The following is a 13,454-nucleotide window of genomic DNA, read 5'->3' on the forward strand; positions in this document are numbered from 1 at the left end:
ACGAGGCAGACGGAGGGCACAAAACTCAGCAATCAGCGAGGGTGGCGCGCCGCACTAGCGCGCCTGGCTGGGCACCGGCTTGTTGGGGCTCGTGTTGCGGCTCAAATGGGAACGTGAACACATTTACCGAACGACTATAGCGGCATTCCCTTCATCGTGCAATTGGCGTCAGACCTGCCTGCCGCGCGCTGCGGGAGGGGGCCAAAACGAAAAACGGCAGCCTGGAAAGGCTGCCGTTTTCTCGTGTCACTTTCATGCACCGACGGGGGCGCTTTATCTGTCCCGCGCCACCGATCGAGCCGGATTCGCCCTGCCCCGCAGCGCCTGGTAGCCCCAGAACACATAGCCCGACAGACCGTACAGCACGAACAGGCCGAACAGCATCAGCGGCGGATCGGACGACACCAGCACGAACGCCACCACCACCAGCAGAATCACGCCGAACGGCACGCGGTGCCGCACGTCGAGCGCCTTGCCGCTGTAGAACGGTGCGTTGGACACCATCGTCACACCGGCGTAGATGGTCAGCACGAAGGCGACCCACGGCAGCCACACCAGCTTGAGCGGCACCCGGTTGTCAGTGGCGAGCCACACGAAACCTGCGATCAGTGCAGCAGCAGCCGGACTGGGCATACCCTGGAAGAACCGCTTGTCGACCACGCCGATGTTCGTGTTGAAGCGCGCGAGCCGCAACGCCGCGCCCGAACAGTAGACGAACGCGGCAAGCCAGCCCCAGCGCCCGAGATCCTTGAGAATCCACTCGTACATCACGAGCGCCGGCGCCACGCCGAACGACACCATGTCCGAGAGGCTGTCGAACTGCTCGCCGAATGCACTCTGCGTGTGGGTCATACGCGCGACGCGGCCGTCCATGCCGTCCAGCACCATTGCCACGAAGATCGCAATCGCCGCGATTTCGAAGCGCACGTTCATTGCCTGCACCACGGCGAAGAAGCCGCAGAACAGCGCGGCGGTGGTGAACGCGTTCGGCAGCAGATAAATGCCGCGCTTTCTCAGGAACTGCTGACGCTGCGCACGCCGGCTATCGACTGCCGGCGACTCCGCCACGATCGGCTTGTTACGGCGGAACGGACGCGGGAGCGGTCCACTGTTACGGGGTCGACGCGGTTTGAATGCGGCCATTCGGGAAACCTCCTTGGTGCCGCTTTATAGTTCAGCGAGGATCGTGGACGACGCGGAAACCTTCTCGCCGATCGAAACACGCGGACGGCTGCCAACCGGCAGATACACGTCGACGCGCGAGCCAAACCGGATAAATCCATAACGTTGACCACGCGTGAGCGGTTCACCCGCCCGCACGTAGCAAAGAATCCGGCGTGCAATCAGGCCGGCGATCTGCACCGAGGTCACCGTCTGGCCGCCGGCCATTTCGATCACCACCGCGTTGCGCTCGTTTTCGGTCGAAGCCTTATCCACGGCGGCATTCAGATACGCACCCGGGAAATATTCGACCTTGGAGATCGCGCCATCCACCGGCGAGCGTTGCGAGTGGACATTGAAAACGTTCATGAACACGCTGATTTTCAGCGCTTCACGGTTGGCATACGGGTCATGCGCTGTTTCGACCGCGACGATACGGCCGTCGGCCGGGCACAGCACGGCATTCGCCTGGGTCGGAATCGGGCGTGCCGGATCGCGGAAGAACTGCACCACGAAGATCAGGATCAGCCAGAACAGCCATGCAATGCCGAACCCCGCGAAGGCGTGAACCAGTAAAGCAACGACGGCCGCGATGGCGATGAACGGCCAGCCTTCTCGCGCGATGATCGGATGAGGGTAATTCATGGATGGCTTCTGTATTTTTGTAAAACCGTAGGATAGCAAAAGCCGCCCAGGGTTCAGCACCCTTGGACGGCTTTTTGCATTACCGGCTGCCGCGACGATGCGCCGCGCCGGTCAGATGCCGTAAAGCTGGCTTCTTAGTTCTTCGACTGGTCGACCAGCTTGTTCGCAGCGATCCACGGCATCATCGAACGCAGCTTCGCGCCCACCGTTTCGATCTGGTGCTCGGCCGTCAGGCGGCGGCGCGATTGCAGCGTCGGTGCGCCGGCCTTGTTTTCGATGATGAAGCTCTTCGCGTACTCGCCGGTCTGGATGTCCGTCAGCACAGCCTTCATCGCCTTCTTCGTTTCAGCCGTCACGATACGCGGACCCGTCACGTACTCGCCATATTCGGCGTTGTTCGAGATCGAGTAGTTCATGTTCGCGATGCCGCCTTCGTAGATCAGGTCGACGATCAGCTTCAGTTCGTGCAGGCACTCGAAGTACGCCATTTCCGGCGCGTAACCCGCTTCCACCAGCGTTTCGAAGCCGGCCTTGATCAGGTCGACCGTACCGCCGCACAGCACGGCTTGTTCGCCGAACAGGTCGGTTTCCGTTTCTTCGCGGAAGTTCGTTTCGATGATGCCGGCACGACCGCCGCCGTTCGCTGCCGCGTACGACAAAGCGATGTCACGTGCTGCGCCCGACTTGTCTTGCGCAACGGCGATCAGGTGGGGCACGCCGCCACCTTGCGAGTACGTACCGCGAACCGTGTGGCCCGGCGCCTTCGGCGCGATCATGATCACGTCGAGGTCCGCACGCGGGATCACTTGACCGTAGTGCACGTTGAAGCCGTGCGCGAAGGCCAGTGCCGCGCCTTGCTTGGCGTTAGCGTGCACTTCCTTGGCATAGACTTCAGCGATCTGCTCGTCCGGCAGCAGCATCATGACGACGTCCGCGCCCTTGACGGCTTCCGCCACTTCCTTGACTTGCAGGCCGGCGTTCTCGGCCTTGCTCCACGATGCGCCGCCCTTGCGCAGACCGACCGTGATGTTCACGCCGCTTTCCTTCAGGTTCAGCGCGTGAGCATGGCCTTGCGAGCCATAGCCGATGATGGTGACTTGCTTGCCCTTGATGAGGGAGAGGTCGGCGTCCTTGTCGTAGAAAACTTTCATGTCGGTTCCTTGGCTAAATTCGGTGAAATCAGTGAAATACAAATACTGCGAATGGTGTGTTGCTTCGCCGGGTTCTTAAAGGCACTGCCCGGCTTCGATCGAGACGGTTAATAACGCCCGCAACTCAGCGCGCGCGTCAAACCTTCAGAATGCGCTCGCCGCGGCCGATACCGGAACTGCCCGTACGGACGGTTTCGAGAATCGCAGTCGCGTCGATCCCTTCGATGAAGGCATCGAGCTTGTCGCTCGCGCCCGTCAGTTCGATCGTATAGGTCTTTTCTGTGACGTCGATGATGCGGCCGCGGAAAATATCCGACATCCGTTTCATCTCCTCACGTTCCTTGCCGACCGCCCTCACCTTGATCAACATCAGCTCGCGCTCGATGTGGGCGCCCTCGGTAAGGTCGACCACTTTCACCACCTCGATCAGGCGGTTCAGATGCTTCGTGATCTGTTCGATCACGTCGTCCGAGCCAATGGAAACGATGGTCATGCGCGACAGCGAACGGTCTTCGGTCGGAGCCACCGTCAAGGTTTCAATGTTGTAGCCGCGTGCCGAGAAGAGACCGACCACGCGTGACAGCGCGCCCGGTTCGTTTTCCAGCAGGACTGAAATGATGTGTCTCATGTTTCGCTTCTTCCAGATGTTTTGTCGATGTATGCGAGCCGGTTCGCGCCGCTTCGTCCGCTTTCGCCCTTTGTGAAGGCGCGCATGACGAAGCCAACGCTGCGTTTATCTCAACGCGCCGTCGTTATAGATCTTCCGATCCCATGAGCATCTCAGTGATGCCCTTGCCGGCCTGAACCATCGGCCAGACGTTTTCGGTCGGATCGGTCTGGAAATCGAGAAACACCGTGCGATCTTTCAGGCGCAGCGCTTCCTTCAGCGCCGGTTCCACGTCGGCGGTGCGTTCGATACGCATGCCGACATGGCCGTACGCTTCGGCGAGCTTCACGAAGTCAGGCAGCGCATCCATGTACGAATGCGAATAGCGCTTGCTGTATTCGATCTGCTGCCACTGGCGCACCATGCCCAGATAGCGGTTGTTCAGCGAAATGATCTTCACCGGAGTCTCGTACTGCTTGCAGGTCGAGAGTTCCTGGATACACATCTGGATCGAGCCTTCGCCCGTGATGCAGAGCACGTCGTCGTCCGGGTGCGCCATCTTCACGCCCATCGCCGCCGGCAGGCCGAAGCCCATCGTGCCGAGGCCACCGGAGTTGATCCAGCGGCGCGGCTTGTTGAAGCGATAGAACTGCGCCGCCCACATCTGGTGCTGGCCGACGTCGGAACACACGAAGGCATTGCCGTCGGTCAGCTCCCACGCTTTTTCCACCACGTACTGCGGCTTGATGATGTCGCTCTTGCGGTCGAACTTCAGGCAGTCTTTGGCGCGCCAGGCTTCAATGTCCTTCCACCAGTCGGCGAGCGCCGCGGTGTCCGGGCCATGTTCGGCCGTTTGCAACTGCTCGATCAGTTCCTTCAGCACTTCCTTCACGTCGCCAACGATCGGAATGTCGACCTTGACGCGCTTGGAGATGGAAGAAGGATCGATGTCGATATGGATGATCTTGCGCGGGCGCGAAGCAAAGTGCGCCGGGTCGCCGATCACACGGTCGTCGAAGCGCGCGCCGATCGCGATCAGCACGTCGCAGTGCTGCATCGCCATGTTGGCTTCGTACGTGCCGTGCATGCCGAGCATGCCAAGGAATTTCTTGTCGCTCGCGCGGTAGCCACCCAGACCCATCAACGTATTGGTGACCGGATAACCGAGCAGATCGGCGAACTGGTTCAGTTCACGCGATGCATCCGCGAGGATGATGCCGCCGCCGGTGTAGATATACGGACGCTTGGCCGACAGCAGCAAGGCCACGGCCTTGCGAATCTGGCCGGAGTGCCCTTTCGTAACCGGGTTGTACGAGCGCAGCGAAACGGTCTTGAGCGGTTCGTACTGGCACGGCGTCTTCGACACGTCTTTCGGAATGTCGATCAGCACCGGGCCGGGACGGCCGGTACGGGCGATATAGAAAGCTTTCTTGACGGTGGCGGCGAGGTCGCGCACGTCCTTCACGAGGAAGTTGTGCTTCACGCAGGGACGCGTGATGCCGACCGTATCGCACTCCTGGAACGCATCCTGGCCGATTGCGGCGGTAGGTACCTGGCCGCTGATCACCACCATGGGAATCGAATCCATGTAGGCGGTGGCGATGCCGGTCACCGCATTGGTGACGCCGGGGCCGGAGGTCACGAGGCACACACCCACTTTGCCGGTGGAACGCGCATAGGCGTCAGCGGCGTGGACTGCGGCTTGTTCGTGGCGCACGAGGATGTGCTGGAATTTGTCCTGCTTGTACAGCTCGTCGTAAATGTAGAGTACCGAGCCGCCGGGATAGCCCCAGACAAACTCGACGTCTTCGTCGGCCAGTGCCTTCATGAGCACGGTGGCGCCGATAGAGTCAGCTTCGGGATGGAGGGTCGTATCCGACGTGGAGAATTCCGCGCTGGGCATATTCATTTATTCACCTTTCGAATTTTCGGCAAAAAATTGATCGGGTGCTCTCTGCCGGGCTTGTGGCTCGGGTTCAAGCGGCGCGTCCAGTTGACAGGTGAGCTTCTTGGGCCACACCTCAATTGAGACAAGTCACTTATGTTGCGAACCAGCGACGATATCTGCAGATGCCCGCGCGGTCAAGCAAATATTGCCCAAGCGGCTTCCCTCAAATCCCAATATTGACCGAAAGCCTGTTATAGAGATGCAAGGTAGGGCGGGTTTCGCCCCAGCGGCACGAAAGTTTGTTAGCATCCGCGAGTTTTACGACATTTTTCACCCGATTACGCGCACGCACGCTGCGCCGACCCCCAAACGGATGGCATCAGACAAGGAACTCGCCGATTTTCTGGCGGGCGTCGAAAGGCGCGCATTCAAGCAAACGGTCTACGCCGTGCGGGACGACGACGCCTCATTGGATATCGTGCAGGACGCGATGATCAAGCTCGCCGAAAAATACGGCGACCGTCCCCCCGCCGAACTTCCGCTCCTGTTTCAGCGTATTCTTCAGAATGCGATGCACGACTATTTCCGTCGTGCCAAAGTGCGCAATACTTGGGTTAGTCTGTTCTCCTCGCTCGGCAACGCCGACGACGACGAATTCGACCCCCTCGAAACATTCGAGGCGCAGCAAGGTTCAGCGGGCTCAGAAAGCAACGAACAGAAACTCGAACGCGAACAAGTCTTACAGTTGATCGACGACGAGATCCAAAAGTTACCGGCACGTCAACGGGAGGCGTTTCTCATGCGTTATTGGGAAGATATGGATGTCGCCGAGACTGCCGCCGCGATGGGCTGCTCCGAGGGTAGCGTGAAGACGCACTGCTCGCGGGCCACGCACACGCTGGCGCAAGCGCTCAAGGCTAAAGGAATCACGCTATGAGCTCCCTAGAAACCAAAGAACTCGAGTTCGCCCGCCAGGTGCGCCGCGCGCTCGACGAAAACGCCGCCAGCATTCCGGCCGCCACCGCCGACCGGCTCGCTGTGGCGCGCCGTGCCGCGCTTGCCCGCAAGAAGCCCGAAGCCGTCAGCGCGCCGGTGTTCGTGCCCGCCTTCGCCGGTGCAGGCATGCCGGCTGGCATACCGCAAGTCGACATGCCGCAGCGCCGCCGTTCGCCGCTGCGCCGCTTTGCGCTTGCGTGGCCGCTCGTCGCGCTGGTCGTCAGCCTCGTGGCTATCGCCTACTGGGAAGACCAGCAACGTACGGCTGAACTCGCCGATATCGATGCAGCCATGCTAAGCGACGACCTGCCGCTCAATGCCTATCTCGACCACGGTTTCAACGCGTACCTATCACGCGCCCACTGAGCGGGAGATTCTTCGGGTGAGTTACAAGCGCGGCTTGGCCGTTGTTTTCGGATGCGCGATCGCGGCCCTGGTGTCGTTTGCCGCGACGTATCCGCGCTTTTATCCGAGCCCGTCGATCGCCAGCGCGCCTGCCGCAGGCGGCAACGCGCCGTCCAAGGCGCCGGCACCCGCCCTCGCCGTCGAACTGCCGGGCCTGCCCGGCAGCAAGAGTCCAATGGCATGGTCCCGCCTAAGCCCGGCCGACCACGTCGCGCTCGCGCCGTTCGCCAGCCAATGGGACTCCTTCAGCGAAGAGCGCAAGCGCAAATGGATCAAGATCGCATCGCGTTACCCGAAGTTGTCGCCTGATGCGCAAAAACGCTTGCATGACCGAATGACTGAATGGGTGCGCATGACCCCCGATCAGCGGCGTGTCGCGCGCGAAAACTACCAGGTGTCGAAAGAATTGCCGCGCGAAACCCGCCAGAATGCGTGGCAGGCTTATCAGCAATTGCCGGAAGAGCAGAAGGAGCGGCTCGCGGCGAGCGAGCGTAAGCGGCGGCCGAGCGTGGTGAGCGCGCCGCCGTCCGGCAAGACCGAGATCAAGGGTCTGGATCGTCTGGTCAATGCCCGGGAGCACGAGGCGAGCGGTGCCGCAGCGGCGAGTGCCGCGGCTGCCGCTGCGCTGCCGAGCCCCGCCGCCACGCCGGCGATTCCGGCTGCGGGTAGCTTCGTGCCGGCCATCCCGGTGCCGGTTTCGCCGTCCGAGGCGCCGTCGATCTTCAACGGCTCCTGATCGGAGCCCGACCGTGTCCCAGCCGCTCACCACCTCGACACTGCCCGCCGATTCATCCGGCGTTGCCCCCACCGTTCGCCGCCGTCTTGCCACGCTGCTCTACGAAGCCGTGATCCTGTTCGGCATCGTGTTCATTGCAGGCTATCTGTTCAGCACGTTGACGCAGCAGCGCAACGGCCTCACCCATCACAACCTGCTCGCCGCATGGATCGGCCTCGTGGTCGGTCTGTATTTCGTCTGGTTCTGGACCCACGGCGGCCAGACGTTGCCGATGAAAACGTGGCGCCTGCGCGTTGTCGCCACCAACGGCGCGCCGCTGTCCACAGGGCGCGCGATCGTTCGTTACGTGCTGGCGTGGCTGTGGTTTTTGCCGCCGCTCGCGCTGCATCCGCTGCTGGGTCTCACCGTGCCGCAGACGCTCCTGATCGCCGCGATCTGGTTCGTGCTATGGGCCGCCACCGGCCGCCTCGATCCGCAGCGTCGATTCCTGCACGACCGCCTCGCCGGTACGCGGGTCATTAGCGTCGATTGACGTCGCCCAACGTCGCTTAACATCGATTGACGTCGCACGCTGAGCAAGCCGGTCACCGGTCATTCGCGCTCCCGCACCCCCGGTTCGCGTTTGCCTGAGACGGCGTGCACCGCTCGCCACGACGCTTTCACGACGCCGCTCCGCGCACCGCTGCTCCCATTCCGCCGTCTCCTTCTCCCGACACAGTAATAAGAACTTCTCGTGACTGTCACGGCAGGGTCACGCGCGGCTGGCGCAATACGGGCACCGCAACTCGACGCGTGAGCCATGGACCCCAAAACGTCCGCGACTTCCCTGTTCCGCCAGACCGGCCCGAGCGTCGACCCTGTCGCGTTCCGCCCGGAACCCAACCCCAGTCACGGACGGCCGTTGCCTGTGCCGTCACTGCCACTCGACGAGCAAGCCGGCCATCAGGACGACGAGCACGGCGAACCGCACCGCTATCGCACCATCTGGCTGTCCGATATCCACCTCGGCTCGAGCGGTTGTCAGGCGCCGTATCTGCTCGACTTCCTGCGGCATAACGAGTCGGAATATCTGTACCTGGTGGGCGACATCATCGACGGCTGGCAGTTGAAAAAAGGCTGGTACTGGCCGCAGGCGCACAACGACGTCGTGCAGAAGGTGCTGCGCAAAGCGCGCAAAGGCACCCAGGTCATCTACGTGCCGGGCAATCACGACGAAGCCGCGCGCCAGTTCTGCGACCTCGCGTTCGGCGATATCCACGTGCGTGGCGAAGCGTTCCACACGACGCTCGCCGGCAAGCGCCTCTGGATCGTGCACGGCGATCTGTTCGACGGCGTGATCCAGCACGCCAAGTGGCTCGCCTATCTCGGCGACACGCTCTACACGATGATCCTGATCCTGAACCGCTGGTTCAACCGGATCCGCAGCCGCCTCGGCTTTCCGTACTGGTCGCTGTCGCAATACCTGAAGCATCAGGTGAAAAACGCGGTCAATTTCATCTCGTCGTTCGAGCGCGTGATGACCGACGAAGCACGCCGCCGCGGTTGCGACGGGGTGGTCTGCGGACACATTCACAAAGCCGAAATCCGCGACATCGACGGTGTGCTGTATTGCAACGACGGCGATTGGGTCGAAAGCCTGTCGGCACTCGTCGAGACGTATGAAGGCGAACTCAAGGTGATCTACTGGACCGTGATGCGCGCACCGGAAGTCGGCGTGCAAAAGGCCCGGGCGACCGCGTAATCCCTCTCCACTTCTATTGGGCCGAAATCGATGAAGATCATGATCGTCACCGACGCATGGGAACCGCAGGTCAATGGCGTCGTGCGCACGCTGAAAAACACCACGCGCGAGCTCATCGCGCTCGGCCACCGCGTCGATCTGCTGACACCGCTCGAATTCAAGACGATTCCGTGCCCGACCTATCCTGAGATCCGCCTGTCGCTGCTGCCGCGTCGCAAGCTGCATCAGCGGATCGACGAATTCGCACCGGACGCACTTCACATCGCCACCGAAGGCCCGCTCGGCATGGCCGCGCGCGCCTACGCGATCAAGCACAAGCTGCCGTTCACGACCGCCTATCACACGCGCTTTCCCGAATACGTGCAGGCGCGTTTCGGCATTCCGATCGCGATCACCTACAAGTTTCTGCACTGGTTCCACAAGGCGTCGCTGGCGGTGATGGCGCCCACGCCGGTGGTCAAGTCAGACCTCGAAAAATTCGGCTTCACCAACGTGGTGCTGTGGACCCGCGGCGTCGATCTCGACATCTTTCACCAGATGGACTCGAAGGTGCTCAACACCGCGCGGCCGATCTTTCTGTATGTGGGACGCGTGGCGGTCGAAAAGAACGTCGAGGCGTTTCTCAAGCTCGATCTGCCCGGCTCGAAGTGGGTCGCGGGCGAAGGCCCTGCACTCGCCGAGCTGAAGTCACGTTATCCGCAAGCGAATTACCTGGGCGTACTGACGCAAGCCGAACTGGCCAAAGTCTATGCCGCCGCTGACGTATTCGTGTTCCCGAGCCGCACCGATACCTTCGGGCTCGTGCTGCTCGAAGCGCTGGCCTGCGGTACGCCGGTCGCGGCGTATCCGGTAACCGGCCCGATCGACGTGCTCGGCGAAGGCGGCGCCGGCGCCATGAACGAAGACTTGCGCGAGGCCTGCCTCGAAGCGCTGAAGATCGAACGCAGCCACGCACGCGCGTGGGCCGAACGTTTCTCGTGGGCTGCGGCGTCCGAGCAGTTCGCGGCACATCTGAAACCGCTGCCGCGCACGTCGTATAGCGAGGAAAGCGCCGCCGCATGAAGCGACGCGCCGAGCCGCTTATGCCAACCCGACACTCCAACGCAGCACGCACGTCGAACGGCGCATTGCGCGCTGTCAAAACCGGCAGCAACGACGCCGGGGCCGAGCCGTTCGAAGACGTGAGCGAGCCCGGCGCGCCGGATCACGGCCATCACGCGCACGGTCGGCGCGGCATGAACGGCGCGGATTCCAAGGGCACCGAGGGCCCTGAACACCTCGATAACATCGATAACGAGCCCCACCACGAACCGCTCAGTCCCGACGACCCGTTCGCACCGCTCCCCTTCAACCCGTACAAGGGCAATCGTGGCCTGACCCGTGCGTGGCACGCGATGAAAAATTCGCTGGCCGGGTTTCGCGTGGCGATCCGCGAGGAGAGCGCGTTTCGCCAGGAGCTCACGCTCGCCGCGATCCTGATTCCGTGCGGCGTGCTGGTGCCGGTCGACCCCGTGTCACGCGTATTGCTGCTCGGCTCGGTACTGCTGGTACTGATCGTCGAATTACTGAATTCGAGCGTCGAGGCGGCCATCGACCGGATTTCGCTCGAGCGCCACGAGTTGTCGCGCCGCGCCAAGGATCTTGGCAGCGCGGCGGTGATGGTCGCGCTCGGCATGTGTGTGATGACGTGGGGACTGATCGTCGGGCCGCTCGTCGTGCACTGGATCAAAGCGTGGCTATGAGCGTGAGTGCGGCCCGCACTCCGCGGCGCCTCGCGCACCCATCCGCCGCGCCAAAGAATGAAAACCCTGAGTATCCGCTTGGTATTAGAACGGTCGGTTTATAATCGTCCGACAGCCCCACAGAAAATCGCTGGGGCGCTCAATATACCAACCGCGTCCGGGTGGATCACGCTAGAGCGGCAAGCCGCCACGCGCCCAGCCCGGCGTAACCAGGGCCGGACGACATGGAAGCCAAACCTCCCCGCCGCACCCGCGAACGGATCCTCGAACTGTCGTTGAAACTGTTCAACGAAATCGGCGAGCCGAACGTCACGACAACGACGATCGCCGAGGAAATGGAAATCAGTCCAGGCAACCTGTACTACCACTTCCGCAACAAAGACGACATTATCAACAGCATCTTCGGCCAGTTCGAGCAGGAGATCGAAAAGCGTCTGCGCTTTCCCGACGATCACCGCGCAACCATCGACGAGATGTGGTCGTACCTGCAGTACATGGTCGATTTCACCTGGCGCTATCGTTTCCTGTATCGTGATCTGAACGATCTGCTGGCGCGCAACCGCACGCTCGAAACGCACTTCAAGCAAATCATCAGCCACAAGGTGCGTTTTGCGAGCCAGTTCTGCGAGCAGCTCGTGACAGACGGCGAAATGGTCGCGACGCCCGAAGAATTGCAGGTGATCGCCACCAACATCGGCGTGATCGCAACGTACTGGCTGTCGTACCAGTTCGTGATGAACCCGCGTAAATACAACGAGCAGGAAACCATTCGCGCTGAACTGCATCAGGTGAGCGTGCAGATCGTGTCGCTGATGGCGCCTTATCTGCGCGGCCGCTCGCGGCAGATTTTCGACGACCTCGTCTCAGGCAAGCTGCCCAAGCGCGAGTTCTACGACTACCTGCCGCCGAAGGAAGGCGCCGCGCCCCGCAACGAACCGAAGGACGTTTGAGTATGAAGTCGGTGTGTGTGTATTGCGGCTCCTCAGACGGAGCCCGACCGTTGTACGCTGAAGCCGCGCGCGCCTTTGGCCGCGCGCTGGTGCAGGCCGATCTCGCGCTCGTCTATGGCGGCGGCAAGGTCGGGCTGATGGGTGTGATCGCCGATACGGTGATGGCCGAAGGCGGCCGCGCAATCGGCGTGATTCCCGAGTTGCTGGTCAATAAAGAAGTCGGCCATAACGGCTTGACCGAGTTGCATGTGGTACCCGATATGCATCATCGCAAGAAGATGATGGCCGACCTGTCCGATGCGTTCGTTGCCATGCCCGGCGGCGCGGGCACGCTCGAAGAACTGTTCGAGGTCTATACGTGGGCGCAACTCGGCTATCACCAGAAGCCGGTGGCACTGCTGAATATCGACGGTTTCTACGATCCGCTGATCGCGCTGCTCAAACACACGGTCGACGAGGGCTTCATGCGGCAGACCTACTTCGACATCCTGCAACAGGATGCCGACCCGGTCGCACTGATCGACAAGCTGCAACGCTATCAGCCGCCCGCCAACGACAAATGGGCAATGAAACGCGACGCTGTTTGATCGCCGCCTGCCGCACCCCTTCACCCCGCTGAACGAAGCCCCGCCGCACGCTCCCGCGGCCACCACCCAATCATGAGGTTGCGATGACGAAAGCCGTTCTGATCACCGGTGGCAGCCGCGGCATTGGCCGCGCAACTGCGCGTTTGCTGGGCGCGCGCGGCTGGTCGGTGGGCGTGAACTATGCGCAAAACCTCATGGCCGCGCAGGAAACCGTTGCCGAAGTGGAACGCGCCGGTGGCCAGGCGTTGACGATTGCCGGCGACGTCGCCAGCGAATCCGATGTGATCGCGATGTTCGACGCGGTCCAGCAGAAGTTCGGCCGGCTCGATGCACTCGTCAATAACGCCGGAATCGTCGCGCCGTCGAGCCAGCTTGCGAACATGGACCTCGCGCGCCTGAAGCGCATGTTCGACGTCAACGTGCTGGGCGCCTACCTGTGCGCACGCGAAGCCGCGCGCCGCATGTCGACAACCCGGGGCGGCGCGGGGGGCGTGATCGTGAACATCTCGTCGGCGGCTGCGCGTTTGGGCTCGCCGAACGAATACATCGACTATGCCGGCTCGAAAGGCGCCGTCGACACCATGACGCTCGGCCTCGCCAAGGAACTCGGCCCGCAGGGCGTGCGCGTGAACGCGGTGCGCCCCGGCCTGATCGATACCGAAATCCATGCCAGCGGCGGCAAGCCCGAGCGCGCCGCTCAACTCGGCGCGACCACGCCGCTCGGCCGCCCCGGCAGCGCCGACGAAGTCGCCGAGTCGATCGTGTGGTTGCTGAGCGATGCCGCCTCGTACGTGACAGGCGCGCTACTCGACGTCACCGGCGGACGCTAAGCGGGCCCCTGAGCG

The 13,454-nt window shown here is 62.2% G+C and carries 15 protein-coding genes; 10 read left to right on the top strand and 5 right to left on the bottom strand.

Features of this window, described 5'->3' with window-relative positions; all coding sequences use genetic code 11:
* Positions 1-273: 273 nt before the first annotated feature.
* The 5 genes from pssA to PQR67_RS29365 all read right to left on the bottom strand — a co-directional run bounded on the left by pssA (position 274) and on the right by PQR67_RS29365 (position 5,473).
* Positions 274-1,143: a CDP-diacylglycerol--serine O-phosphatidyltransferase gene (pssA, locus tag PQR67_RS29345; RefSeq protein ID WP_120345687.1), complete on the bottom strand. Its 870-nt coding sequence runs from the start codon at positions 1,141-1,143 to the stop codon at positions 274-276.
* Positions 1,144-1,167: 24 nt separating this feature from the next.
* The gene (locus PQR67_RS29350) at positions 1,168-1,806 is read right to left on the bottom strand and encodes a phosphatidylserine decarboxylase (RefSeq protein WP_120345688.1); all 639 of its coding nucleotides are present in this window, start codon (positions 1,804-1,806) and stop codon (positions 1,168-1,170) included.
* 134 nt (positions 1,807-1,940) lie between these two features.
* A complete protein-coding gene (ilvC, locus tag PQR67_RS29355) occupies positions 1,941-2,957 on the bottom strand; it encodes a ketol-acid reductoisomerase (RefSeq protein WP_074763518.1) in 1,017 nt (338 codons plus the stop codon).
* Positions 2,958-3,093: 136 nt separating this feature from the next.
* The gene (gene ilvN / locus PQR67_RS29360; RefSeq protein WP_011487482.1) at positions 3,094-3,585 is read right to left on the bottom strand and encodes an acetolactate synthase small subunit; all 492 of its coding nucleotides are present in this window, start codon (positions 3,583-3,585) and stop codon (positions 3,094-3,096) included.
* Positions 3,586-3,709: 124 nt separating this feature from the next.
* Positions 3,710-5,473, bottom strand: coding sequence for an acetolactate synthase 3 catalytic subunit (locus PQR67_RS29365; protein WP_408466339.1), 1,764 nt, complete (start codon positions 5,471-5,473; stop codon positions 3,710-3,712).
* 352 nt (positions 5,474-5,825) lie between these two features.
* Here PQR67_RS29365 and PQR67_RS29370 point away from each other — a divergent pair, with 352 nt between their 5' ends.
* The 10 genes from PQR67_RS29370 to PQR67_RS29415 all read left to right on the top strand — a co-directional run bounded on the left by PQR67_RS29370 (position 5,826) and on the right by PQR67_RS29415 (position 13,439).
* Positions 5,826-6,389 (top strand): RNA polymerase sigma factor, encoded by a 564-nt coding sequence (locus PQR67_RS29370; protein WP_063495282.1) that lies wholly within the window; start codon positions 5,826-5,828, stop codon positions 6,387-6,389.
* The gene (locus PQR67_RS29375) at positions 6,386-6,814 is read left to right on the top strand and encodes a DUF3619 family protein (protein WP_408466340.1); all 429 of its coding nucleotides are present in this window, start codon (positions 6,386-6,388) and stop codon (positions 6,812-6,814) included. Before PQR67_RS29370 ends, PQR67_RS29375 begins: the two co-directional genes overlap by 4 nt.
* 16 nt (positions 6,815-6,830) lie before the next feature.
* Positions 6,831-7,589: a DUF3106 domain-containing protein gene (locus PQR67_RS29380; protein WP_408466382.1), complete on the top strand. Its 759-nt coding sequence runs from the start codon at positions 6,831-6,833 to the stop codon at positions 7,587-7,589.
* Between the two features lie 13 nt (positions 7,590-7,602).
* Positions 7,603-8,121, top strand: a complete 519-nt coding sequence (locus PQR67_RS29385; RefSeq protein ID WP_408466341.1) for an RDD family protein — start codon at positions 7,603-7,605, stop codon at positions 8,119-8,121.
* 267 nt (positions 8,122-8,388) lie between these two features.
* Positions 8,389-9,330: a UDP-2,3-diacylglucosamine diphosphatase gene (locus tag PQR67_RS29390; RefSeq protein ID WP_408466342.1), complete on the top strand. Its 942-nt coding sequence runs from the start codon at positions 8,389-8,391 to the stop codon at positions 9,328-9,330.
* A gap of 30 nt (positions 9,331-9,360) precedes the next feature.
* A complete protein-coding gene (locus PQR67_RS29395; protein ID WP_408466343.1) occupies positions 9,361-10,392 on the top strand; it encodes a glycosyltransferase family 4 protein in 1,032 nt (343 codons plus the stop codon).
* Positions 10,393-10,412: 20 nt separating this feature from the next.
* A complete protein-coding gene (locus tag PQR67_RS29400; RefSeq protein WP_408466344.1) occupies positions 10,413-11,072 on the top strand; it encodes a diacylglycerol kinase in 660 nt (219 codons plus the stop codon).
* A 224-nt stretch (positions 11,073-11,296) separates the two neighbouring features.
* Complete coding sequence (locus PQR67_RS29405) at positions 11,297-12,022, top strand: TetR/AcrR family transcriptional regulator (RefSeq protein ID WP_408466345.1); 726 nt, start codon at positions 11,297-11,299, stop codon at positions 12,020-12,022.
* Between the two features lie 2 nt (positions 12,023-12,024).
* Entirely contained in the window at positions 12,025-12,609 is a 585-nt protein-coding gene (locus PQR67_RS29410) for an LOG family protein (RefSeq protein WP_408466346.1), read from the top strand.
* 83 nt (positions 12,610-12,692) lie between these two features.
* Positions 12,693-13,439, top strand: a complete 747-nt coding sequence (locus tag PQR67_RS29415; protein ID WP_408466347.1) for an SDR family oxidoreductase — start codon at positions 12,693-12,695, stop codon at positions 13,437-13,439.
* Positions 13,440-13,454: the final 15 nt, after the last annotated feature.

The organism is Paraburkholderia fungorum (assembly GCF_046026025.1).
GTDB lineage: Bacteria > Pseudomonadota > Gammaproteobacteria > Burkholderiales > Burkholderiaceae > Paraburkholderia > Paraburkholderia fungorum_E.